This is a genomic window from Roseobacter phycocola (genome assembly GCF_042055075.2).
Classification (GTDB): domain Bacteria; phylum Pseudomonadota; class Alphaproteobacteria; order Rhodobacterales; family Rhodobacteraceae; genus Roseobacter.
Genome location: NZ_CP194010.1, coordinates 3,439,585 through 3,461,819, shown reverse-complemented (window position 1 = coordinate 3,461,819; position 22,235 = coordinate 3,439,585). Strand labels below are relative to the sequence as shown.

Here is a 22,235-nt window from a genome sequence, read left to right as displayed (position 1 = left end):
CCGGACACAAACGCAATTGATCCCGGGCCTGATCAGGCAGCGGAATTTTCGCGGGTTGCGGGCTGCCGGGGCGCTACATCCTCTGTATCCCAAAGACTGTGCGGGACCGGATCCTTGGCGCGCAGCAGAAACAGCCGCGCGATCTGCCAGTAAGAGGCATAGGCGTACCCGCCGTTGCGCTGCAGGAAGGCAGACCGCCGCGCGTGGTAAAACCGGTCCAGCCGGTACCAGGCCAGCGCCGGGCAGGCATGGTGGACGGCGTGCAGGTTGTTTTTCAGAAACAGAACCGACAGCAGCCCCCGGTCTTCGATGATCACGCTGCGACAGCGTGCCTTTTCATGGGCCCTATGCTCCAGAAATGTGCGTATCTTGAGCACTGACAGGCTGGCATATGCCGCGGTCAGATAAGCGGTCACGGACATATCCGCCACCAGCACCCACCACAGGATCACCGGCACCAGTGCCGCTGCGTGAAATACCCATGCCGACAGAATACGGCGGTCTCCCGCAGCTATGGCCCGGGCATCCCCCAGCCAGAATGTGCCCGTACTGATCAGCGGACCAATCACCATCCGGCCCAGCAAGGTGTTGTTGAACGCATAAATGGCGCGGCGGGGTGTCGACCAGCGCGCCCAGACGGCGGGATCAACGAAATTGGTTTCCGGATCATCATAGGGGTCGGTCAGCGACGGATCATGGTGGTGCGCCAGATGCGTATCGCGAAACCTCGGATACGGAATGAAAAGCCCAAGCGCCGGAAAGACCAGCGCTGTATTCAGCGCCTTTGTCCGGAACGGATGCCCGTGCAGAACTTCGTGGTTCAGTGACGAATAAAGCGTCAGGATCAGCGCCAGCACAAGGATCGCGGGCACCATTCCAAGGGTTCCGGAAAAGGCTGTGGTCAGAATAAATCCGGCATAGCAGATGGCAGCGACGGCCAGAGTGGGCCATTCTGTGCTGTGTTTTTCGGGACAGTCGGGGATCGTCAATTGGTGCCTTTCGCATAACGCTGTTACGGGTCCGGCATGAATTTTCGGGGTCTGAGCGCCTGTTCACAAGCGCGTGAGTTTGCGATGCAAAGATTACTTCTGCATCGTTTTGTCCTGTTTGTTGTATTTTCGCTGCATATTTGTGTAAATGCATCATGGATAAACGTGATCTCGCGGTTCAGTTCCGCAGAAGGCTACGGACCGTTCTGGAGTCCCATGCAGAGGGAAAGTCTCACTTCATGGCTCAGACGGGCCTGGACCGTTCCGCGCTCAGTCAGTTTCTGAGCCCCGCGTCAGACCGTCTGCCCCGCGCGGAAACCCTGCGGCGGATCGCGGAAATCAGCGGCGTCTCGGCGGACTGGCTGCTTTGTCTGGAAAACGCACCCGAGGGCCGGCAGGAAGTGGCCGGCAGTGTCCAGATTGAGCAGGAAATTCAGGCCGACGGTTCCACACCGCTCGATCAATGGCGCAGCGAAGCCGCCGGTTTCAAACTGCGCTACGTACCCTCAACACTGCCCGACATGTTCAGTCTGGCCCCCCAGGCGCTGGACGACACGCCCGAGGATGCCCGGGGTGGTGGTGTTGAAAATGTTCTGGGGCATATCTCGCTCGACGATATGGATGTTGAGATCGCGATGCCCATTCAGACCCTGCAGGATCTCGCGGCGCGCACGGGCCTTTGGCGGAACACCCCCGCCCGGCAATGCAGGCGCCAGCTGGAACATATGGCGCGGATCTGCGCACGAACCTATCCCGCGCTGCGCCTGCACCTTTATGACGGCAGCAAAACCTATTCCGCGCCGTTCACCGTCTTCGGCCGTCAGCGTGTCGCGCTGTATATCGGCGACGCCTATCTGGTGGTCAGCAGCCCGGAACAGGTTCGGGGCTTTTCCCGCCAGTTTGACCGGCTGGTGCGTTCGGCGGTGATCGGGTCCGACCAGGTGAACCTCACGCTGGAACGACTGGCGCAATCGGTGAAAAACTACTGATCGGCCGCGGCAAGCGTGGCACGCGCGATGATCACTTTCTGCACGTCTGACGCTCCTTCATAAATGCGCAACGCCCGGATCTCGCGGTACAGACGCTCCGGTACAGAGCCGCTTTGCACACCTTCCCCGCCAAACAGCTGCACCGTTTTGTCAATCACTTGTTGGGCCTGATCGGTGGCAAAGAGTTTGGCCATGGCCGCCTCGCGGGTCACCCTGGCGGCTCCTGTGTCCCGCGCCCAGGCCGCCCGGTACACCAGCAACGCCGCAGCGTCCACATCCAGCGCCATGTCCGCGATATGCCCCTGCACCATCTGCAGATCAGCCAGCGGCGCGCCAAAAAGCTCCCGTTTGCGCACACGCTCCAGCGCCGCATCCAGCGCACAGCGGGCAAAGCCCAGCGCGGCGGCCGCCACGGTGGCGCGAAATACATCCAGCACGGACATCGCGATCCGGAACCCCTGCCCTGACCCACCGATCATCGCATCAGCAGGCAGGTGCACGTTCTCAAAGGACAGCCGTGCCAGCGGATGCGGCGCCATGACCTCAAGCCGTTCCGCGATCTCCAGACCAGGCGTATCCGCGGGCACCACAAAAGCGGACAGGCCACCGGCCCCCGGCGCCTCTCCGGTGCGGGCGAACACGGTATAAAGATCGGCAATACCGCCGTTCGAAATCCAGGTCTTCTCGCCATTCAGCACAAATCCGGCACCCTCCCGGTCTGCCCGAAGCGTGATATTCGCCACATCAGAGCCTGATGCCGGCTCTGTCAGCGCAAAAGCGGATAGCGCCTCGCCCGCCCGCGTGCGCTCCAGCCAGCGTTGCTGTTCCAGTGTGCCGAACAGCGACAGCGCCCCGGTGCCGAGGCCCTGCATCGCAAAGGCGAAATCCGCCAGACCATCATAACGCGCCAGCGTTTCGCGGATCAGGCACAGGCTGCGCACATCCAGCGTGCCGGGATTTGCCGGATCAATTGCCGCGTGGCGCAGCCAGCCGCCCTGCCCCAGCAACCGCACAAGGCCGATACAGGCCGCATCCACATCCGCATGATCAATCCCGTTCAGGTTTTCTGCGCACCAGGTCTCCAGCGCATCGGCCAGTTCGCGGTGATGCGCCTCGAAAAACGGCCAGCTGAGAAAACTGCGGTCACTCATCGGCAACGTCCTGTCTTTATGGTCTCAGTCACCCTGAAACACCGGTTTTTCTTTGGCGACAAAGGCCTCATAGGCCCGGCGGAAATCCTCCGTTTGCATACAGATGGCCTGAGCCTGCGCCTCCGCCTCAATTGCCTGATCCAGCGTCATGGACCATTCCTGGTTCAGCATCGTCTTGGTCATCATATGCGCAAAATTCGGGCCTTCGGCGATCTTCTGCGCCAGAGCCGTCGCCTCAGGCAGCAGGTCATTTGCAGCAACAAGGCGGTTGAAAAAGCCCCAGGCTTCCCCTTCCGCCGCAGACATGCTGCGTCCGCTGTACAGCAGTTCCGCAGCCCGTCCCTGCCCGATGATCCGGGGCAGCATGGCACAGGCCCCCATATCGCATCCCGCCAGCCCGACGCGGGTGAACAGAAACGCGGTACGGGCCTCAGGTGTCGCAAGACGCAGATCGGACGCCATCGCGATGATAGCACCGGCCCCTACGCAGATGCCGTCCACCGCAGCGATCACGGGTTTGCCACATGCCAGCATCGCTTTGACCAGATCACCGGTCATGCGCGTAAACTTCAGCAGGTCTTTCATGTCCATGCCAACAAGCGGCCCGATGATGTCATGCACATCACCACCCGAGCTGAAATTGCCCCCGTTAGAGCCGAAAACCACAGCTTTGATCGCATCTTCATCGCGCAGGGCGCGGAACCAGTCGCGCAGCTCCGCATAGCTGTCAAAGGTCAGCGGGTTCTTCCGCTCCGGCCGGTCCAGCGTGACGATCGCCACATCACCCGTCCGGGTCAGTCTGAAATGATCCGGCATCAGCTGTCCTCCTCCGTCTGCTCTGCGATGCGGCCCAGCCGCGAATACACCGTGGCCAGCCCCTGGGCACCAATGGACGACAGCAGTTCGTCCACCCAGGCCTCGTGCACAGCGGCCATTTCGTCAAACAGCGTCCGCCCTTTGGGTGTAAGCACCACACGCATGGCACGCCTGTCCCCTTCCACCGTGCGCCGCTCGACCAGCCCGTCCGCAACCAGTCGGTCCACAATGCCGGTGACATTACCATTCGAAACCCGCAGCACACCGCTGAGATCGCTCATCTTCATGCCTTCGCCGTTGCGGTGCAGTGCGGACATCACGTCAAAGCGCGGCAGCGTGGTATCCCACTCCTGGCGCAGTCGCTCGCGCAGTTCGGCCTCAATCATCCGCGTGACCTTGAGCATGCGCAGCCAGACGCGCAGCCGGTCCTTACTCAGATCGCTCGGGGTGTCCGGGTGCTGGTTCACATGACTTCTCCGCCTGAAACTGACAGGGCCTGGCCCGTGACCGCCCCGGCACCAGGACCGCAGAGCCACTGCACGGTGTCGGCCACTTCGCCGGGCTGTACAAAGCGCCCCTGCGGGTTGGTCGCCGTCAGTGCCGCTTCCGCCTCGTCCGCACTGCGCCCGGTCTGGCGCATGATATTGCTGACGCTCTCCTGCAGCATCGGCGTGTCGGTGAACCCGGGGCAGACAGCGTTCACCGTAATCCCGGTCCGTGCCAGTTCCAGCGCCAGCGACCGGGTCAGCCCGACCACCGCGTGTTTTGCTGCCACATAGGCACTGACATAGGCGTATCCTTTCAGCCCGGCGGTTGAGGCCACGGCGATCAGCCGCCCCTGCCCCGCGTCGCGCAGTGCCGGCAGGGCCGCTGACCAGATGTTGAAGACGCCAAACAGGTTTACGTCGATCATCGCGCGCAGATCATCCGCCGACATGCGGTGAAACGGTTTTGACACCGCAGCGCCGGCGTTGGCCACGATGATCCCCGGCCGCCCGGCCGTTTCAATCATGCGCGCACAGTCATCCGGACGGGTGACATCACCGGTTACGACGTGAATGCGGTCATGCGAGACGGCCGTTTCCTCCAGCACTTCGGTGCGACGTCCGCTGATCCACACATCGGCCCCGTCATTGGCAAGGGTCCGTGCAATCGCGGCTCCAACACCGGTGCCGCCACCGGTGACGAGCGCCCGCTGGCCGGCAAGGCGGGTCATACCCGCGCCCCCTCAGCAGCCGCATCTTTGTCGGCAAGCCGCCAGGCCTGATCGCGTCCGGCCAGGTAGGGGTCTGGCCAGGCTTCGTCTCGGTCCCCAAGTGCCGACGCTGCGTGCAGGGTCCAGTAGGGATCGGCCAGATGCGGGCGCGCGAGGCAAACAAGGTCCGCGCGTCCCGCCATCAGGATTGAATTGACGTGATCGGGCTCAAAAATATTGCCCACCGCCATTGTTGGCAGACCTGTCTCGTTGCGGATCCGGTCCGAAAACGGTGTCTGAAACATCCGGCCATAAACCGGGTCCGCGTCGGTCGAGGTCTGGCCGGCAGATACATCGCATATATCGACGCCATGCGCCTGGAACGCGCGGGCAACCGCTACGGCATCATCGGGCGTGATACCTGCATCGCCAACCCAGTCATGCGCCGAAATCCGGACCGACATCGGACGTTCCTCTGGCCAGACGGCGCGCATCGCGTCGAAGACCTCCAGCGGGTAGCGCAGGCGGTTTTCCAGCGACCCGCCGTATTCATCCGTGCGCCGGTTCTGCAGCGGCGTGATAAAACCCGACAGCAGATATCCATGGGCCGCATGCAGTTCGATCATGTCAAAACCGGCCCGCGCGGCGCGGCGCGCGGCGTCAGCGAACCCGGCGGTCACATGGTCCATATCCTCCCGGGTCATGGCGCGCGGTATGGCGTTCCGGTCAGACCAGGGCACGTCAGAGGCCGCGATCAGCGGCCAGTTTCCCTCTGACAGCGGCGCGTCCATCTCTTCCCAGCCAACCTGCGTGGACCCCTTGGCCCCGGCGTGTCCGATCTGCAGACAGACCTTTGCGTCGCTTTCCGTGTGGATGAAACCAACGATGCGTTTCCACGCGGCTTCCTCTTCGTCCGTGCTGATGCAGGGACAGCCCGGAGTGATCCTTGAGTCGTCACTGATACAGGTCATTTCGGTGTATATCAGACCCGCGCCGCCTTTGGCACGCGCGCCGTAGTGCACCAGATGCCAGTCGGTCGGCACGCCGTCCACTGCCTTGTACTGTGCCATTGGTGAGACCACGACGCGGTTCTTTAGCGTCATGTCCCGCAGCCGGTAGGGCGCAAACATCGGATGCCGTACAGCTGCGTTTTCGCTGACGCCTGCGGTCGTCTGAAACCACTTCTCGGCGGAGGCCAGCCAATCCGGATCACGCTCCCGGAGGTTCTCGTGGCTGATCCGCTGGGACCGCGTCAGCAGTGAATAACTGAACTGCACCGGGTCCAGATCCAGATAGCGCTCCACATCCTCGAACCACTCCAGCGAATTGCGCGCCGCCGACTGAAGTTTCAGAACCTCAACCCGGCGGTCCTCCTCGTAGCGTGCAAAGGCGGCCTGCATGTCGTCCTCATCCGTCAGGTAGTCCGCCAGGGCGATGGCCGATTCCAACGCCAGTTTGGTACCCGACCCGATGGAAAAATGCGCTGTGGCCGCGGCATCGCCCATCAGGACGATATTCTCGTGGTGCCACCGGTCACAGAGCACCCGCGGAAACCGGATCCAGGCCGATCCGCGCACATGGTTGGCATTCGACATCAGGGCGTGACCCCCGAGGCTGTCTTTGAAAATCCGCTCGCAGGTGGCAATGCTTTCCTCTTTGGACATGCTGCCGAAACCCCAGGCCTCCCAGGTCTCCTGACTGCATTCCACAATAAAAGTCGCCGTATCAGGGTCGAACTGATAGGCATGCGCCCAGACCCAGCCGTGCTCCGTCTCCTCGAAAATGAACGTAAAGGCATCGTCGAATTTCTGCCGGGTGCCCAGCCAGGTGAACTGACATTTGCGGACATCTGTCTGTGGGCCAAAGGCATCGCTGAGTTCCGTGCGGGTGCGAGAGTTCAGGCCGTCTGTGGCCACCACCAGATCATAGTCACGCGCCAGCGCTGCGGCACTGTCGACCTCGCTTTCGAACTGCAGGTCAACGCCCAGCGCCCGCGCCCGGTCCTGCAACAGGATCAGCAGTTTTTTGCGCCCGATCCCGCAGAACCCGTGCCCCGACGACACCGTGCGGGTCCCGCGCAGCACCACGGCAATGTCATCCCACCAGGCGAAATGGTCCCGGATCAGCGCCGCACTTTCCGGATCATTGGCGGACAGGTTGCCAAGCGTCTCATCCGACAGCACCACACCCCACCCAAAGGTGTCATCCGGGCGGTTCCGCTCAAACACCGTGATCTCATGACCCGGATCGCGCAGCTTCATTGAAATGGCAAAATAGAGACCGGCAGGACCGCCACCCAGACAGGCAATTCTCATGAGGCACCCGTGATTGATTCATCCCAAAGCCTACTGCAGGCTCAGAATGTTTCAAGTATAAAATTTTTAGGTGTAAAGCTATTCAGCAACCAGATACTGCTGCATCTTTGCGCGCATGGCATCGGGCCAGGGCACCGGACGGCCGGTGCTCATATCGACCGACACCAGCACCGGTGTCGCAGTCATGCGCAGCTGCTCGGCACAATGCGCCTGGACAAAGAGATGCGCCGAAGTGCGCCCGAGTTTTGTCACCCAAAGCTGCCAGGTCAGCATATCACCCATCCGGCTGGGCGCCGAGAATTCCGCCCCGATAGAGACTGTTGGCACCCCGTGACCGCGCTCCAGATGCATGTCCGAAAAGGAATGCCCCAGGCCCGTTTCGTGCCATTCCTCGACCGTCTGGTTCACCATTTCAAAGTACCGCGGGTAAAAGACGATCCCCGCCGGGTCGCAATGCTGAAACAGAACTTTGATGTTATGCTGAAAAATCTCGCTCATGGGGGTCATGTGATGCCCGAAGGTCCTGTTTCAAGACTGCCCGTCCGCCGCAAGGTCTGCAAGAATGGGACAATCGGGCCGGTCATTGCCGGCGCAGGCGTCGATCAGATGCGCCAGCGTATCGCGCATCTGGGTCAGCTCGTCGCGTTTCCGCTCTATCTCCTCCAGATGCGTGCGGGCAATCTGTTTCACGTCGGCGCTTGCGCGGTCCCGGTCGTTATAGAGATGCAGCAGGCTGCGGCAGGCGTCGATTGAGAAGCCCAGAGACCGCGCCCGGCCCAGAAACGCCAGCTTGTGACGATCCGCATCACTGAAAAAGCGATAGCCGTTTGCTGTACGGTCCGGCGTGATCAGGCCGATCTCTTCGTAGTACCGGATGGTTTTCACCGGCAGGCCTGTGGCCTCTGAAACCTCGCTGATGTTCATCACAAGGCTCCCGTCATGCCACGGAGCCGCAGCGCGTTGGACAGGACAAAGACGCTCGACAGCGCCATCGCACCGGCCGCCAGCATGGGCGACAGCATCCAGCCTGTCAGGCTGAAAAACACACCCGCCGCAACGGGGATCAGCGCCACATTGTACCCGAAGGCCCAGAACAGGTTCTGCCGGATATTGCGCATCGCGTGGCCTGACACTGCGATGGCCTTTGCCACACCGGCCGGGTCCCCGGACATCAGGACCACGTCTGCCGCTTCGATCGCCACGTCAGTGCCCGTGCCGATAGCGATGCCCACATCTGCGGCGGCCAGCGCCGGTGCATCATTGATGCCGTCGCCCACAAAGGAAAGTGTACCGCCCTCTGCGCGCATGCGTTCCACCGCCTGCGATTTCTCGCCCGGCAGGACGCGCGCAATGACCTCGCTGATGCCGATTTCATCTGCAATGACGCGGGCTGCGGCTTCGGTATCGCCGGTGATCATCGCCACGCGGACCCCCCGCGCAGTTAACCCGCGGATCAGCGCGGCAGCCCCCGGCCTGACCTTGTCCGCCACGGCCAGCATCGCCAGTGGCTGTTCGCCAACCGCTGCAAAGAAGACGGATTGCCCCTGTTCTTCAACGGACGCGCGTGCGGCGTCAAAATGGCTGATATCAACGCCCGTCGCAGCCATGAAACGGTCCGATCCAATGCGCACCGTAATTCCGTCCACCACGCCGGTGATCCCCATCCCGTCCTCGGCGCGGACATCCTGCGCCTCAGGCCATGCCAGATTTTCTTCGCGGGCGGCTTCAGTCACAGCCTGTGCCAGCGGATGTTCCGACCGCGCCTCAATCGCTGCCGCAAGCTTCAGCGCCTTTTCCCGGGTGAAGCCGGATGCCGGTTCAAATGTCATCAGGGCCGGGCGCCCTTCCGTCAGGGTGCCCGTCTTGTCGAACACAACGGTATCCACGGCCGACAGCCGCTGCAGCGCGTCGCCCTTGCGAAAGAGCACGCCCAGCTCGGCGGCGCGCCCGACGGCCACCATGATCGACGTGGGTGTCGCGAGCCCCATCGCGCAGGGGCAGGCAATGATCAGAACGGATACACCCGCAACCAGCGCATAGGACACAACAGGCGCCGGCCCCATGATCAGCCAAGCCAGAATGGTCACCGCCGCCACCATCAGAACCGCCGGCACGAACCACAGGGTGATGCGGTCTACCAGAGCCTGCACAGGCAGTTTCGCGCCCTGTGCGGCCTGTACCATGCGGATGATTCCGGCCAGCACCGTGTCTTCACCCACGCCCCGGGTCTCCAAAACGATACTGCCGGATCCGTTGACCGTCCCGGCTGTCATGTCATCACCTGTGTGTTTCGCTACCGGCAGCGGCTCGCCGGTAATCATCGCTTCGTCCACAAAGGTTGATCCTTCGAGCACCACGCCATCCACCGGGACTTTTTCGCCGGGCCGCAGCAAAACACGGTCGCCCTGCACGATCTCTGCCAGCGCCACATCGCGGGCCACACCATCGCGCTCGACGCGTGCCGATGCAGGGCGCAGCCCGATCAACGCCCGGATCGCAGCACCAGTACGGCCGCGCGCGCGTGCCTCCAGCCAGCGCCCTGTGAGGATCAGCGTCACGATCACCGCTGCCGCCTCAAAATACACGCCATGCGCACCGGGCGGAAAGAGACCGGGGGCCAGCATCAGCAGCGCTGAATACCCCCACGCCGCAGCCGTTCCGATGGCGACCAGAGTGTTCATATCCGGCGCGCCTTTGAGCAGCGCTGTCAGACCATCAGTGTAGAAATGACGCCCGGGCCCGGCCAGAACCAGTGTCGTCAACAGAGCCTGTATAAGTTTATTTGTATCATGCCCGATCATGTGAACGAGGCCCGGGAACACATGACTGCCCATCGCCAGAACGAAAACCGGGGCGGTCAGAAAAGCGGCAATCAGCATCTTCTCATGCAGCCGCCTGGCTTCTTCGTCTCGCCTCGTATCGCGGTCGGTCGTGTCGGATCCTGACTGCGCGGCCGGATAGCCCGCATCACCCGACGCGCGGATCAGCGCCGCAGCCGTCATATCCCCGATGACCGTGGCGGTATCCGTCGCCAGGTTCACCGACACACCCCGCACGCCATTCACCGCGGACAGCGCCCGGTCGACGCGCCCGACACAGGAGGCGCAGTTCATTTTTTCAATGGTCAGCGTGACGGTGCGCGACATAGCAGCGGCCTCAGCAGGGAGATTTGCTCCCTACATAAGGGTTCCAGTTACTGGAGGGTCAAGAGCGTACGCCCGAAAATCAGACCTTTGCTGCTGTGTCCTCTGTCACGTCGGTCGCATCGGTCAGCAGTTCGGCGTCTTCGATCTCTGCATCCGCCTCATCTGCCTTGTCCTCAAGCGCTCCGACAATCAGCGGCAGCATCTGAACACCACCCGGCATCGCCATCTCGGCTTCCGGCGGTCGCTTCCATTCCAGCGTGTCAAAGCTCTCGCAGTTTTCACAGACCGGCGCCCATTCCGCATGGATATGCTGGCAGTTGTCACAGATCCACTGCGGGCCGCGCGACACAGTCACCGCCCGGGCCAGCCAGCCACGCACAATAGAATCGTCCGCGCCCTCGCCCCGCTCAATGGCCGCCATCAGCGTCACAGACCGCGCGGTCGGATCGCTCTCGGCCAGATCGCCCAGCGCCCGGCGCGCCTCCGGGAAATCCTCATTTGCAATGTGCAGCTCGGCCATGAGCATTTTGGTTTCCGGATCCCCCAGTGTGGACCGCGTCAGTGCGGTAAACCTGCGGATACGCTGCAAGGCCGTTTCATCCGGTTCGATCTCCGCATAAGCCGCCGCCAGATCGGGGTGCGGCTGCGCTTCCCAGGCTTTCTTCAGCAGGCGCGTGGCCAGTTTGGGCTTTTTGGCTTCTATATAGCTGCGCGCGGCCATCACCGCCGCGGGCACCAGATCAGGCGAGAGTTTGTTGGCCTCAATCGCCTTTTCCCGCACCTCAATCGAGCTTTCGTCCGACAGAATGGACTTCGCCTGTGACAGCGCCAGAACGGCATCACGCCGGCGGTGCACGTCACGGGGCAGGCTGCCATGTTTCAGCTTGGCGTTCAGCGTCTCGCGCGCACCCGCCCAGTTTTCGTTCTGGGCCTGCAGTTTCAGCAGAACGTCCTGCACCTCTTCATGCTTCGGTTTGATCGCAAAAGCCTTTTCCGCCAGCGCCAGTGCGGTGTCCGTATCACCGTCCTCCAGTTTCTGGCGCATGATCCCGCGCACGCCCACAAAACGCGTGGCACTGTTGGCCACCAGCTTTTTATAGGTTTCCTCGGCCTTGCGCCGGTCACCGGCCATCTCAGCCGCCTGCGCGGTCAGCAGGTTGGTCAGCTCAGGCTTGTTCAGGTAACGGTCAGCTTTCGCGGCCTTGGCCATCGCCACACGGCCCTCACCGCTGGCCAGCGCCATCAGACCCTCTGACAGGGCATCAAACCCTTTGCGCTCGCGGTTACGGTCGAAATACCGCGACAGCGCGGTTTCGTCTCCGTTCAGGAACCGCCATGTGGCCACCAGCAGCGACAGCACCTTGAGCAAAATCCACACGGCAACCACAAAGCCAACGACCGCGATCACGGACTGCAGCGGGCCAAAGGTGTATTCGCTGCCCATCACAGTGACCTGCACGCCGCCCTCGCTTTCGAGCAGGTAACCCGCCCCCAGCGCCAGAGCAGCCACTGCAGCGACGAACAGGATTATCTTAATCAGAGACCACAACATATTCGTCTTCCTCAGTTACTTTGCAGGCTGTCAGACAGCGTGTTCGCAGCGTCCTGTGCCGCCCGGCGGGCTTCGGCCGATGACAGCCAGCCCTGCATGGCCGCCCGCGCAGGTTCCGGCAGGCCTTCCATCTCTGACAGTGCAGCCGCCAGATCGCCCTGACCCAGGGCAGCTTCGGCGCGGGACAATACCGCATCCGGGTCCGATCCTTCGCGTGGCGTCACGGACCGCGCGCTCAGCTGACGGCGCAGAAATCCACCAATGCCCTGAACTTCGCTCTCGGGCACTTCGGCGCGCGCTGCGGCCAGCGCACTGCGGGCAGCTTCCGGGAAGCTTTCGCGCAGGGAGGCCATGGTCGGCACACCCTCGGCGGCGGCTGATTTCAGCGCTGCGGGCACCTCAACAGGCGTGACCTCTTCCAGATCATCGATGGCCGGCGCAAAGGTTTCGCCGGTTTCGACCGCCGTGACGACACGTGTCAGCGCCGCACGGGCCAGAATACGTGCCGCCTCGCTTCGCGCAGCGGCTTCGGCCTCTTCTGCAATCGCATTCAGCGCCTGAATTTCGGCGCGTTGCGCTTCCAGCGCGGATTGCAGGGCGGCAACATCCGCGGCACTCGCACCGTCCGGTGCAGGTTCGGCGGGCCGCGCCTCCAGCGCATCAAGACGCCCGGCGAGGGCTTCAAGCTCAGCCGAGACCAGTGCTACATTTTCCGTCAGGCTTTCTGTCGCCGCGGCCAGTTCGGGGGGAATCTCGGGGGCCGGCGCCGGTGCAGGCTCCGGGGCGGGCTGCGATTCCAGCGCGGAAAGCCGCTCCGCCTGTGCCTCAGTTGCTGCCGCAAGTTCCGCGGTCTGCGTCTCGATCGCCGTCAGATCAACGGCGCTGCGCTGCATCGAAGCGGGCAGCCACTGATCCAGCGTATCGCCCCGTCCGGCGATAAACCCGATCATCGCAGCGATCACACCGCCGAAAACAGCCGGCCACATGCTGCTGCGCTCCACCACCACTTCGGGCGCGGGGCGGGGCTCCGCTGCCTGTTCCTCCGGCTCCTCTTCAACAGGTTCCTGATCTTCCTCAGTCAGGTCCGTTTCTTCCGGATCGACTTCGGATTCAGTCTCTGTTTCTGCTGTATCAGTCTCTATTTCGTCCGCTTCGCTGACCGGTTCGTCTTCGTCGGCATCAACCGTTTCACCGGTCTCCGGCTCCTCTTCGGACACATCATCCGACGAGGTTTCATCGGCAGTATCCGGCGTGGGCCCGGTGGTATCCTCAACGGTTTCAGGGGCAGGATCGGCGTGCTCACTCCCGTCCTGCACGGGGGTATCCGTATCGTCCGTCTGCTGTTCGGTGACCGCTTCAGAAACTGCGTCGGTCTTTGCCGCGTCCTCTTCGGGTCCGGCGTCCGAATTGCGTGATTTTGCCAAAGTCTCCACCCCTAATTCGATTCTCCGCTGGCAGGCGGTATCCTGAAAGCATACTCCGCAGCCTGATCACCCTCAACCCGGACGGGCGCTGACTGTCAGGTTTTCTATACAGTTGACGACAGATCGGGCATCCGGCCACGCCGATATAACCTGTTGTGCAAACCGCGCTTGTCCAGTGGCGCGCGCCACAGCCGCACTCAGAAACACGGCGATCACATTTCCCGGCTCCGGGCATTGCTCAACGAACCACGCTGCGGTCCGGGGGGAAAAGAGCGGAACAATCACCGGATCGTCACCCGCCAGCACCGCACGGGCCGCCTCTGACAGCGCCAGCAACGGCTGGTCATAAACCGTGACCCGGCGCACAGACAAACCATCCTGTACCAGCTTCTCCGCAACTTTCCCGCGGGTGTGCACACCGCTGAAATGCACCAGCGTCACCTCGGGCCGCTCCCGGCGCAGTGTTTCAATCAGGCCGGCAGAATCAGGCCCGGCAGTCACAGCGTCCCAGCCCGCGTCCCGCGCGGCCTGTGTCGTTGATCTGCCCACACACCAGGCTTTCCGCCCCCGCGCCTCCGGCGCAAAACGGACACCGTTGGCAGATGTGAAAATGGCAGCACCGGCATCATCAGATCCGGGGTCCGGGACCACTGCCTCTATGGAAAGCAGAGGGCTTTCAATGATATTCAGACGCTGCCGCAGGTCCGCCGGCATGTTCCGGACGAACGCCTGACCGCCCGCTTCGGGCCGCGTCATGATCATCGGTATCGGCGCCTGCTGCATGTCCCGTGCCATTGTTTAACCCCGCTGCCGGTGTTACCTGCAGCCCACCGATCTTGCAACGGGACGCCCACCTTGACCACGGCCTGCACTGTTCTTGCCATCGAAAGCAGCTGCGATGACACGGCGGCGGCGATCCTGCGCCGTGACGCCACTGGACAAACCCGCGTCTTGTCTTCTGTGGTACGTGGCCAGGCCAGCCTGCACGCAGCATACGGGGGCGTTGTGCCGGAAATTGCGGCGCGTGCGCATGCTGAAACGCTCGATCTCTGTGCTGACGAGGCGCTGCACGAAGCTGGCCTGAAAATCAGCGACATCGATGCTTTTGCCGTCACATCCGGCCCCGGTCTGATCGGCGGCGTGGTGTCGGGTGTTATGTGCGCCAAGGGCCTCGCCATGGCCACCGGCAAACCGCTCTACGGCGTCAATCATCTGGCGGGGCACGCGCTGACCCCCCGGCTCACGGATGGGGTCGCGTACCCTTACCTGATGTTGCTTGTCTCGGGCGGTCATTGCCAGTTCCTGCTGGTGCGCGGCGCGGACACCTTCGAACGGCTGGGCGGCACCATTGATGATGCCCCGGGCGAGGCGTTCGACAAGGTCGCGCGACTGCTTGGGCTGGACCAACCCGGCGGCCCCGCGGTGGAACAAGCCGCCGCCACGGGCGACGCCTGCAGGTTCCGCCTGCCGCGGCCGCTGCTCGACCGGGAAGGCTGCGATCTGTCCTTCTCAGGGCTGAAAACGGCCGTACTGCGGGCGCGCGATGGCGTGGTCGCCGAAAAAGGGGGGCTGACGCGCCAGGACGTGGCCGATCTGTGCGCCGGATTTCAGGCAGCCGTCACCGATGTCCTGGTGGAAAAAACCAGACGGGCACTGCGTCTTTGTGCAACGCAGGGCGACAGACCAACAGCGCTGTGCGTGGCAGGAGGCGTTGCCGCCAATCAGGCGATACGGGCCGGATTAGAGACTGTTTCATTCGAGTTAGAGACTGAATTCATTGCACCGCCGCTTGTGCTCTGCACGGATAACGCGGCCATGATCGGCTATGCAGCGCTCGAACAGATGGCCCTGTCTGAACCGGCTGGCATGACCCTCGCGGCACGACCCCGCTGGCCGCTGGACCAGACCCGGCCCGCGATGCTGGGCAGCGGCAAGAAGGGCGCCAAGGCATGAGCATTGCGGTCCTGGGATCCGGTGCCTTCGGCACGGCCCTGGCGCTGTCTCTGGCCACAAAATCCAGCGTCACGCTCTGGGCCCGTAACGCCGACCACAGCCGCGAGATGCAGCACCAGCGCTGCAACAGGCGCAGGCTGGGCGACTTCGTGTTCCCCGAAACCCTGACCGTCACCGACGATCTGCAGACCGCGCTGAAGGCCGATATTCTGCTGCTGGCTGTGCCGCTCCAGCAGCTGCGCGGCTTTCTCACCAGCTGCGGCGACGCGCTGGGTGGCAAAACGCTGGTCGCCTGCTGCAAGGGGATCGAACGCGGCACGGGCATGTGCCCCCATGACATCATCAGCGCCGCAGCCCCCACCGCCACGCCCGCCATTCTGACCGGCCCCGGGTTCGCGCGGGACATCGCCGCGGGTCTGCCCACCGCGATGACGCTTGCCGCCGGAGACGACGATACCGCCAGCGCGCTGCAATCAGCCCTGTCGACGGCAACCCTGCGGCTTTACCGGTCAACGGATATGACCGGCGCGGCCCTGGGCGGCGCGCTGAAAAACGTGGTGGCGATTGCCTGCGGGGCGGCCATGGGCGCAGGCCTCGGCGAAAGCGCCAGAGCCGCTGTGATGACCCGCGGCAATGCGGAAATGGCCCGGCTGGCCGCCCTGCGTGGTGCAGACCCTGCTACCCTCAGCGGGCTGTCCGGCTTTGGCGATCTGGTGCTCACCTGCACCTCGGCGCAATCCCGGAATTACCGTTTTGGCGTGTCTCTTGGGGAAAGCACCGGCTTTGATCCCGAAACCACGGTCGAAGGGGCCGCAACAGCGCTGGCCATGCATGCCACGGCCCGTGAACAGGGTCTTGATATGCCGATCACATCTGCAGTGGCGGGCCTTGTGGAAAATCGGATTGATGTGGCACAAGCAATATCCGGCCTCCTGTCACGCAGCCTCAAGGAAGAAATATGCTGATTGCTCTTATTGCCCGCGATAAACCCGGCGCCCTGTCTGTGCGCCAGGAAAACCGGCCGCGCCACGTCGAATACCTTAAATCCGGACCGGCTGTGCAGCAGGCGGGGCCTCTGCTGGATAACAGCGGGCAGATGTGCGGCTCGCTGATCGTACTGGATGTGGCGGATATGAGCGAGGCGCAGGCCTGGGCCGCAAACGATCCCTATGCGCAGGCGGGTCTCTTTGAAAAAGTCGAGCTGATCCCCTGGAACAGGGTGATCGGCTGATGGCATACTGGCTCTTCAAATCCGAACCCTCAACCTGGAGCTGGGACGATCAGGTTGCCAAAGGCGATGTGGGCGAGGAATGGGACGGCGTCCGGAATTACCAGGCCCGCAACTTTATGCGCGATATGAAAATCGGCGACCGTGGCCTGTTTTACCATTCCCAAAAAGAAAAATCCGTGGTCGGCATTGTCGAGGTCATCGCAGAAGCACATCCCGACAGCACCACCGACGATGAACGCTGGGAATGCGTTGATATCAAAGCCATTTCGCCGGTGAAGACGCCAGTCACGCTGGAGCGTATCAAACAGGAACCCGAACTGGCCGACATGGTGCTGGTCAGGAACTCACGTCTGTCGGTTCAGCCAGTCACAGAGGCGGAATGGGACGTGGTCTGCCGGCTGGCGGGCATTTCAGACTAGGCCGATACCACTTTTCCGGGCACCATACGGACACTGAAGACAACAGGGAGTGGACCCATGGGGTTTCTGAGTGTTCTCGCTGCCGGTGTTGCCGGCTTTGCTTTTGGCGCTGTCTGGTACACCGTGCTGGCCGAAAAATGGATGGCCGCATCGGGTGTGCCGCTGGATGAAAACGGTGTTCCGGCCAACCGGTCTGATCCGGTTCCCTATATCACCAGCCTGCTGGGCGCCGTTCTGGTTGCCGGGATGATGCGGCATACCTTCCAGCTCAGCGGGATTGATACCGCGGCCAAGGGTCTGGTGTCCGGGCTGGGCATCGGGTTGTTTCTTGTCAGCCCCTGGATCGCAACCTTCTACAGCTTTGGCGCGCGCCCGAAATCGCTTATCCTGATTGACGGCGGCTACGCCACCTTCGGATGCGCGGTGATCGGGCTGGTTCTGACGCTGCTCTGAATAAGAAAGGGGTTCTGACGCAGATCGCCAGAACCCCTCTTCACCCCACGCGATTCCCATCCCACGCGTGTATCTGAAACTGGTTCTGGCCGTACTGGCCGAATGACCCCTGTGTACCGAAACAGGGAAAAACCGTCAAACAATCAATAGATTAAATACGATACAAATAGGAAACGCCCCGCAGACTGCAGGGCGCTCCGAACGGAATTTCCGCAGGTATCAGCCGTAAACGGCTTCTTTGCCGAAGTGCTTGGTCAGCATGTAGTAGACAACGGCGCGGTATTTATTGCGCTCGGATTTGCCGTAGGTTTCGATCACGCTGTTGATCGCTTCCATCAGCTCCGGTCCGTCCGCGAGCCCGAGTTTCTTGATCAGAAAATTGTTTTTGACGGTTTCCAGCTCGGATGCCTGGCTGCCCGCAACGGTCGATGCGTCGGCGTCATAGATCGCCGGGCCGCAGCCGATTGTCACTTTGGTCAGCAGATCCATGTCCGCATCCATGCCACATTTATTTTTCAGATCGTCCGCATACTGCGCGATAAGATCGTCCCGTTTACCCATAATAGGTCTCCCACCTTAAATTGATGACCGCTCCCCGCGATCCCGGTGAAGACTAGAGGTATATCATCTTTCGAAAAAGGGGGTTTTTGCGACAGATATTCCCCTGTGCGGGTAACCGCTGGCAAGATTATTCCGGAGGGTTGCGGAAACGCCGGGAAAAACGCTTTAAAACAGGCGTCTGTGCGCGGGCTGTGTTACGCACCGGGCGGCGCGATCAGCAGCCAGACCCAGACGCCTACCAGGGCCAGTGGCACGCCCACACCCCCGATCAGGCCCATACGCGGGATCATGGGGCTGTGTGGCAGCACAATATCGAACGCGCCGGTATTGTCGCGCCCGGCATATGCGCCCTGTTCCCCCTTGGCCCGCCACTGGCGGCTGCGCCAGACCGCAGCGATCACCGAAATCAGCACCAACGCGCAGATGATCACGCCCAGCACAGGAATAACCGGGTAATAAACGGAAGCACCGATGCCACCCTGCCGGGCGCCAAGGGTCAGAGGCACAAAAAGAAAGGCCTGGCTGGTGACCAGCCAGTTGACGCGCGCGTTGATCAGCGACAGCTCGAACTGAATCTCGCTGCGGATGTACCGGTAGACCGCATCGTTTTCCGCCGAGCGTTCCACGCGCGCGCCCTGCATATCAGTACCGGTAATGTTCCGGCTTGAACGGACCTTCAGGTTTCACACCGATATAAGCGGCCTGATCCTTGTCGAGCTCGGTCAGTTTCACACCGATACGTGCCAGGTGCAGACGGGCAACCTTTTCATCCAGATGCTTGGGCAGGATGTAAACGTCGTTCTTGTATTCGTCGCCTTTGGTCCACAGCTCGATCTGCGCCAGCACCTGGTTGGTGAAGGACGCGGACATCACAAAGGACGGGTGGCCCGTTGCGTTACCGAGGTTCAGCAGACGCCCCTCGGACAGCAGGATCAGACGGTTGCCGTTGGGCATTTCGATCATGTCGACCTGCTCTTTGATGCTGGTCCACTTGTGGTTCTTCAGCGCAGCGACCTGGATTTCATTGTCGAAGTGGCCGATGTTGCCGACAATCGCCATGTCCTTCATCTCGCGCATATGCTCGATGCGGATGACGTCCTTGTTGCCGGTGGTAGTGATGAAGATATCCGCGTCGCCGACAACGTCTTCCAGCAGTACAACCTCAAAGCCGTCCATCGCCGCCTGCAGGGCACAGATCGGGTCAACTTCAGTGACCTTCACCCGGGCACCGGCACCGCGCAGAGAAGCCGCGGACCCTTTGCCCACGTCGCCGTAGCCCATCACAACCGCAACTTTACCGGCCATCATGGTGTCAGTGGCGCGGCGGATGCCGTCAACCAGCGATTCCTTACAGCCGTATTTGTTGTCGAACTTCGACTTGGTCACAGAGTCGTTCACGTTGATCGCGGGGAAGGGCAGCTGACCTTCACGCACCAGTTCATAAAGACGGTGCACGCCGGTTGTTGTCTCTTCGGAGACACCAACAATCTGGTCGCGCATCTTCGTGAACCAGCCGGGGCTCGCTTCCATGCGCTTTTTGATCTGCGCCTTGATCGCAACTTCTTCCTCGGATCCGGGAACGGGGATGATTTCCTCGCCCGCTTCGGCGCGCGCGCCCAGCAGGATATACAGCGTGGCGTCACCACCATCATCCAGGATCAGGTTCGGGCCTTCCTCAAACAGGAAGGACCGGTCGAGGTAATCCCAGTGCTCTTCCAGGCTCTGGCCTTTGATCGCGAACACCGGCGTGCCGCCCGCGGCAATCGCAGCGGCGGCGTGGTCCTGCGTGGAAAAGATGTTGCACGAGGCCCAGCGCACATCCGCGCCCAGCGCCACCAGTGTCTCGATCAGAACAGCGGTCTGGATCGTCATGTGCAGCGAGCCAACGATGCGCGCACCGGTCAGCGGCTTGCTCTCGCCGTATTCCTCGCGCAGCGCCATCAGGCCCGGCATTTCTGTCTCGGCGATGTTCAGTTCCTTGCGCCCGTAGTCGGCCAGCGCGATGTCTTTTACAATGTAATCATTGGCCATTTTTGTACGATCCTGTGACTCTCTGGTTTGCGGCGCAGATAACACCACAGCGTGTACAACACAATGCGGGTGCACTGACGCAGGTGAACAGTTTCTTAGCGTCTTGCGGGCATCCCCGGCGGTGTCCTTTCGCGGCGTTCGTTTTTCGGACACCAGCCGGTTTGATTTCCTTGCAGTGACAGGTACAACCGCCTCCTGAAAGGTGGGGCTTATGGCGGCAAAAACTCGGGCATGGCAGCGGATGTTGTCGGGGCGCAGGTTGGACCTGCTGGACCCGACGCCGGTCGATATCGAAATTGAGGATATCGCCCATGGTCTGGCTTTTGTCGCGCGCTGGAATGGTCAGACGCTGGGCGATTATGCCTATTCGGTTGCCGAGCATTCCCTTTTAACAGAGACGATTTTTGGCCGTATCGCGCCGAAGGCACCTCCAAAATGGCGTCTGGCGGCCTTACTGCATGACGCGCCGGAATACGTCATCGGAGACATGATCTCTCCGGTTAAGGCCGCCGTGGGTCCGGGCTATGGCGCGCTCGACGACCGGTTGATGGCTGCCGTGCATCTGCGATTTGGCCTGCCTGCCAGCCTGCCGGTCGCTGTGAAAAAGCAGATCAAGAAGGCGGACAAGATCAGCGCCTGGATGGAAGCCACACAGATCGCCGGTTTTTCCGCATCTGAGGCCACAAAGTTCTTTGGCGAGCCCGACCGGAACCTGATGCAGGATCTCAGCATCGTGCTGCGCCCGCCGGTTGAAACCCGCGGTGCCTTTACCGCAAGGCATGCAGAACTGCTGGAGGAAATGGGATGATCAACGTCCGTCCGGCCATGGCACTCGACACCGGCTCCATGGCGCGTCTGCTCAACGGCATCATCGAAAAGGGCGGCACCACCGCTCTGACCCGTCCGGTGACCGGCACCGATATTGCCGAATGGATGGCCGTGGATGCGGAAAAATCGGCCTGGCATGTGGCGCTTGATGACGACGAACAGGTTGTGGGGTTCCAGTGGATCGCGCCGCATGACCAGCTGCCACCCGAAGCCGTCGATGTCGCCACGTTTGTGCAGATTGGCCGCACTGGTCTGGGCATCGGGTCAGCGCTGTTTTCCGCGACCGCCGCCGCCGCAAAACGTCTCGGCTATGTCTGGATCAACGCCACCATCCGCGCCGACAACGAAGGCGGTCTCACCTACTACCAGAGCCGGGGTTTCCGCGACTGGGCCTTTGACGAGGATGTCCGGCTGGAAAATGGGCTGATCGTCAGCAAAATCAGCAAACGCTACGATGTCTGACGCGGGCAAATTGTGTTAACAGCCGGTTTTGCCACCGGGCGCTGCGCACCGACGTAATACCGACGTTAAACCGACATGATACTGACGCCGCACCGACGGTGTCTGTCAGCGCGGTGACCGCTTGGCCAGGATACGCTGCAGGGTGCGCCGGTGCATGTTCAGACGACGCGCCGTTTCGCTCACATTCCGGTCACACAACTCGAACACCCGCTGGATATGTTCCCACCGGACACGGTCCGCGCTCATCGGATTTTCCGGGGGCGGTGGCAGGTCATCCCCGCGCGCCAGCAGCGCGTTCACAATGTCCGCGGCATCCGCTGGTTTCGAAAGGTAATCCACCGCGCCGATTTTGACCGCCGCAACCGCCGTCGCAATCGCGCCGTACCCGGTCAGAACTACCACCCGCGCATCAGGGCGTTTCTCCTGGAGCACCTCTACAACATCGAGCCCGTTGCCATCCTCAAGCCTCAGGTCCACGACCGCAAAGGCCGGCGGGCGGGCTGTGGCAATTGCGCGGCCTGCCGCGACCGAACCGGCTGTCTCGACCTCGAAACCGCGCTTCTCCATAGCCTTGGCAAGGCGTCGCAGAAACGGTTCATCATCATCCAGCAGCAGGATACTCCGGTCGGCGCCGGGCTCGAGATCAATCATATCTGGCATGGGTGCGGCTCTTCCCTGAGTGTTATTATTGCACGATTATATGAAGCGCGATCCGCACCA

General features: G+C 62.0%; 24 protein-coding genes. 8 read left to right on the top strand and 16 right to left on the bottom strand.

Annotation, left to right across the window (positions count from 1 at the left end; translation table 11 throughout):
* Positions 1 to 32: 32 nt before the first annotated feature.
* The gene (locus tag AB4K19_RS17140; RefSeq protein WP_375229479.1) at positions 33 to 989 is read right to left on the bottom strand and encodes a fatty acid desaturase; all 957 of its coding nucleotides are present in this window, start codon (positions 987 to 989) and stop codon (positions 33 to 35) included.
* 239 nt (positions 990 to 1,228) lie between these two features.
* Between AB4K19_RS17140 and AB4K19_RS17135 the strand changes: the two genes are divergently transcribed.
* Positions 1,229 to 1,978, top strand: a complete 750-nt coding sequence (locus tag AB4K19_RS17135) for a transcriptional regulator (protein ID WP_436398410.1) — start codon at positions 1,229 to 1,231, stop codon at positions 1,976 to 1,978.
* Here the strand turns inward: AB4K19_RS17135 and AB4K19_RS17130 are convergent.
* From AB4K19_RS17130 to AB4K19_RS17080, 11 genes are all read right to left on the bottom strand, one after another.
* On the bottom strand, positions 1,972 to 3,129 hold the full coding sequence (locus tag AB4K19_RS17130) for an acyl-CoA dehydrogenase family protein (RefSeq protein WP_375229477.1): 1,158 nt from the start codon (positions 3,127 to 3,129) through the stop codon (positions 1,972 to 1,974). The genes AB4K19_RS17135 and AB4K19_RS17130 overlap by 7 nt on opposite strands.
* A 24-nt stretch (positions 3,130 to 3,153) precedes the next feature.
* On the bottom strand, positions 3,154 to 3,945 hold the full coding sequence (locus AB4K19_RS17125; protein ID WP_375229476.1) for an enoyl-CoA hydratase family protein: 792 nt from the start codon (positions 3,943 to 3,945) through the stop codon (positions 3,154 to 3,156).
* On the bottom strand, positions 3,945 to 4,349 hold the full coding sequence (locus tag AB4K19_RS17120) for a MarR family winged helix-turn-helix transcriptional regulator (RefSeq protein ID WP_375230921.1): 405 nt from the start codon (positions 4,347 to 4,349) through the stop codon (positions 3,945 to 3,947). Before AB4K19_RS17120 ends, AB4K19_RS17125 begins: the two co-directional genes overlap by 1 nt.
* Before the next feature lie 59 nt (positions 4,350 to 4,408).
* Positions 4,409 to 5,161, bottom strand: a complete 753-nt coding sequence (locus tag AB4K19_RS17115) for an SDR family NAD(P)-dependent oxidoreductase (protein WP_375229475.1) — start codon at positions 5,159 to 5,161, stop codon at positions 4,409 to 4,411.
* Positions 5,158 to 7,455 carry a bifunctional salicylyl-CoA 5-hydroxylase/oxidoreductase gene (locus tag AB4K19_RS17110; protein ID WP_375229474.1) on the bottom strand — a complete coding sequence of 766 codons (2,298 nt, stop codon included), beginning with the start codon at positions 7,453 to 7,455 and terminating at the stop codon, positions 5,158 to 5,160. The genes AB4K19_RS17115 and AB4K19_RS17110 overlap by 4 nt, the downstream gene beginning before the upstream one ends.
* 78 nt (positions 7,456 to 7,533) lie before the next feature.
* Entirely contained in the window at positions 7,534 to 7,962 is a 429-nt protein-coding gene (locus AB4K19_RS17105) for an acyl-CoA thioesterase (protein ID WP_375229473.1), read from the bottom strand.
* A gap of 21 nt (positions 7,963 to 7,983) precedes the next feature.
* Positions 7,984 to 8,379 carry a Cu(I)-responsive transcriptional regulator gene (cueR, locus tag AB4K19_RS17100; protein ID WP_375229472.1) on the bottom strand — a complete coding sequence of 132 codons (396 nt, stop codon included), beginning with the start codon at positions 8,377 to 8,379 and terminating at the stop codon, positions 7,984 to 7,986.
* Positions 8,379 to 10,601: a heavy metal translocating P-type ATPase gene (locus AB4K19_RS17095; protein ID WP_436398406.1), complete on the bottom strand. Its 2,223-nt coding sequence runs from the start codon at positions 10,599 to 10,601 to the stop codon at positions 8,379 to 8,381. Before AB4K19_RS17095 ends, cueR begins: the two co-directional genes overlap by 1 nt.
* 79 nt (positions 10,602 to 10,680) lie before the next feature.
* Positions 10,681 to 12,153, bottom strand: a complete 1,473-nt coding sequence (locus tag AB4K19_RS17090; protein WP_375229471.1) for a heme biosynthesis protein HemY — start codon at positions 12,151 to 12,153, stop codon at positions 10,681 to 10,683.
* A gap of 11 nt (positions 12,154 to 12,164) precedes the next feature.
* Positions 12,165 to 13,586: a COG4223 family protein gene (locus tag AB4K19_RS17085; RefSeq protein WP_436398405.1), complete on the bottom strand. Its 1,422-nt coding sequence runs from the start codon at positions 13,584 to 13,586 to the stop codon at positions 12,165 to 12,167.
* A gap of 63 nt (positions 13,587 to 13,649) precedes the next feature.
* Positions 13,650 to 14,372, bottom strand: coding sequence for a uroporphyrinogen-III synthase (locus AB4K19_RS17080; RefSeq protein WP_436398403.1), 723 nt, complete (start codon positions 14,370 to 14,372; stop codon positions 13,650 to 13,652).
* Between the two features lie 60 nt (positions 14,373 to 14,432).
* Between AB4K19_RS17080 and tsaD the strand changes: the two genes are divergently transcribed.
* The 5 genes from tsaD to AB4K19_RS17055 are packed head-to-tail and all read left to right on the top strand — an operon-like array spanning position 14,433 to position 17,633.
* Positions 14,433 to 15,530 carry a tRNA (adenosine(37)-N6)-threonylcarbamoyltransferase complex transferase subunit TsaD gene (tsaD, locus tag AB4K19_RS17075; protein ID WP_436398402.1) on the top strand — a complete coding sequence of 366 codons (1,098 nt, stop codon included), beginning with the start codon at positions 14,433 to 14,435 and terminating at the stop codon, positions 15,528 to 15,530.
* Positions 15,527 to 16,495 carry an NAD(P)H-dependent glycerol-3-phosphate dehydrogenase gene (locus AB4K19_RS17070; RefSeq protein ID WP_375229468.1) on the top strand — a complete coding sequence of 323 codons (969 nt, stop codon included), beginning with the start codon at positions 15,527 to 15,529 and terminating at the stop codon, positions 16,493 to 16,495. Before tsaD ends, AB4K19_RS17070 begins: the two co-directional genes overlap by 4 nt.
* A complete protein-coding gene (locus tag AB4K19_RS17065; protein ID WP_375229467.1) occupies positions 16,489 to 16,761 on the top strand; it encodes a YciI family protein in 273 nt (90 codons plus the stop codon). The genes AB4K19_RS17070 and AB4K19_RS17065 overlap by 7 nt, the downstream gene beginning before the upstream one ends.
* Entirely contained in the window at positions 16,761 to 17,180 is a 420-nt protein-coding gene (locus AB4K19_RS17060) for an EVE domain-containing protein (RefSeq protein ID WP_375229466.1), read from the top strand. Before AB4K19_RS17065 ends, AB4K19_RS17060 begins: the two co-directional genes overlap by 1 nt.
* 57 nt (positions 17,181 to 17,237) lie before the next feature.
* Positions 17,238 to 17,633 (top strand): DUF1761 domain-containing protein, encoded by a 396-nt coding sequence (locus tag AB4K19_RS17055; protein WP_375229465.1) that lies wholly within the window; start codon positions 17,238 to 17,240, stop codon positions 17,631 to 17,633.
* A 219-nt stretch (positions 17,634 to 17,852) separates the two neighbouring features.
* On the opposite strand, the gene AB4K19_RS17050 is transcribed toward AB4K19_RS17055, so the two are convergent.
* The 3 genes from AB4K19_RS17050 to ahcY all read right to left on the bottom strand — a co-directional run bounded on the left by AB4K19_RS17050 (position 17,853) and on the right by ahcY (position 20,225).
* Positions 17,853 to 18,194: a DUF2853 family protein gene (locus AB4K19_RS17050; protein ID WP_375229464.1), complete on the bottom strand. Its 342-nt coding sequence runs from the start codon at positions 18,192 to 18,194 to the stop codon at positions 17,853 to 17,855.
* A gap of 194 nt (positions 18,195 to 18,388) precedes the next feature.
* Positions 18,389 to 18,820, bottom strand: coding sequence for a hypothetical protein (locus AB4K19_RS17045; protein WP_436398399.1), 432 nt, complete (start codon positions 18,818 to 18,820; stop codon positions 18,389 to 18,391).
* 16 nt (positions 18,821 to 18,836) lie between these two features.
* A complete protein-coding gene (gene ahcY, locus AB4K19_RS17040) occupies positions 18,837 to 20,225 on the bottom strand; it encodes an adenosylhomocysteinase (protein ID WP_375229462.1) in 1,389 nt (462 codons plus the stop codon).
* A gap of 211 nt (positions 20,226 to 20,436) precedes the next feature.
* On the opposite strand from ahcY, the gene AB4K19_RS17035 reads away from it, so the two are divergent.
* A complete protein-coding gene (locus tag AB4K19_RS17035) occupies positions 20,437 to 21,033 on the top strand; it encodes an HD domain-containing protein (protein ID WP_375229461.1) in 597 nt (198 codons plus the stop codon).
* On the top strand, positions 21,030 to 21,515 hold the full coding sequence (locus AB4K19_RS17030) for a GNAT family N-acetyltransferase (protein WP_375229460.1): 486 nt from the start codon (positions 21,030 to 21,032) through the stop codon (positions 21,513 to 21,515). The genes AB4K19_RS17035 and AB4K19_RS17030 overlap by 4 nt, the downstream gene beginning before the upstream one ends.
* 105 nt (positions 21,516 to 21,620) lie before the next feature.
* Here the strand turns inward: AB4K19_RS17030 and AB4K19_RS17025 are convergent, their stop codons facing one another.
* Positions 21,621 to 22,175 (bottom strand): ActR/PrrA/RegA family redox response regulator transcription factor, encoded by a 555-nt coding sequence (locus tag AB4K19_RS17025; protein ID WP_436398396.1) that lies wholly within the window; start codon positions 22,173 to 22,175, stop codon positions 21,621 to 21,623.
* Between the last annotated feature and the right edge of the window lie 60 nt (positions 22,176 to 22,235).

Coding starts and splice junctions, on each gene's coding strand:
- AB4K19_RS17135 (WP_436398410.1), top strand. CDS start 1,229: ATGGCTCAGACGGGCCTGGACCGTTCCGCGCTCAGTCAGTTTCTGAGC.
- AB4K19_RS17130 (WP_375229477.1), bottom strand. CDS start 3,129: ATGAGTGACCGCAGTTTTCTCAGCTGGCCGTTTTTCGAGGCGCATCAC.
- AB4K19_RS17125 (WP_375229476.1), bottom strand. CDS start 3,945: ATGCCGGATCATTTCAGACTGACCCGGACGGGTGATGTGGCGATCGTC.
- AB4K19_RS17120 (WP_375230921.1), bottom strand. CDS start 4,349: ATGCTCAAGGTCACGCGGATGATTGAGGCCGAACTGCGCGAGCGACTG.
- AB4K19_RS17115 (WP_375229475.1), bottom strand. CDS start 5,161: ATGACCCGCCTTGCCGGCCAGCGGGCGCTCGTCACCGGTGGCGGCACC.
- AB4K19_RS17110 (WP_375229474.1), bottom strand. CDS start 7,455: ATGAGAATTGCCTGTCTGGGTGGCGGTCCTGCCGGTCTCTATTTTGCC.
- AB4K19_RS17105 (WP_375229473.1), bottom strand. CDS start 7,962: ATGACCCCCATGAGCGAGATTTTTCAGCATAACATCAAAGTTCTGTTT.
- cueR (WP_375229472.1), bottom strand. CDS start 8,379: ATGAACATCAGCGAGGTTTCAGAGGCCACAGGCCTGCCGGTGAAAACC.
- AB4K19_RS17095 (WP_436398406.1), bottom strand. CDS start 10,601: ATGTCGCGCACCGTCACGCTGACCATTGAAAAAATGAACTGCGCCTCC.
- AB4K19_RS17090 (WP_375229471.1), bottom strand. CDS start 12,153: ATGTTGTGGTCTCTGATTAAGATAATCCTGTTCGTCGCTGCAGTGGCT.
- AB4K19_RS17080 (WP_436398403.1), bottom strand. CDS start 14,372: ATGGCACGGGACATGCAGCAGGCGCCGATACCGATGATCATGACGCGG.
- AB4K19_RS17070 (WP_375229468.1), top strand. CDS start 15,527: ATGAGCATTGCGGTCCTGGGATCCGGTGCCTTCGGCACGGCCCTGGCG.
- AB4K19_RS17065 (WP_375229467.1), top strand. CDS start 16,489: ATGCTGATTGCTCTTATTGCCCGCGATAAACCCGGCGCCCTGTCTGTG.
- AB4K19_RS17060 (WP_375229466.1), top strand. CDS start 16,761: ATGGCATACTGGCTCTTCAAATCCGAACCCTCAACCTGGAGCTGGGAC.
- AB4K19_RS17055 (WP_375229465.1), top strand. CDS start 17,238: ATGGGGTTTCTGAGTGTTCTCGCTGCCGGTGTTGCCGGCTTTGCTTTT.
- AB4K19_RS17050 (WP_375229464.1), bottom strand. CDS start 18,194: ATGGGTAAACGGGACGATCTTATCGCGCAGTATGCGGACGATCTGAAA.
- ahcY (WP_375229462.1), bottom strand. CDS start 20,225: ATGGCCAATGATTACATTGTAAAAGACATCGCGCTGGCCGACTACGGG.
- AB4K19_RS17035 (WP_375229461.1), top strand. CDS start 20,437: ATGGCGGCAAAAACTCGGGCATGGCAGCGGATGTTGTCGGGGCGCAGG.
- AB4K19_RS17030 (WP_375229460.1), top strand. CDS start 21,030: ATGATCAACGTCCGTCCGGCCATGGCACTCGACACCGGCTCCATGGCG.
- AB4K19_RS17025 (WP_436398396.1), bottom strand. CDS start 22,175: ATGCCAGATATGATTGATCTCGAGCCCGGCGCCGACCGGAGTATCCTG.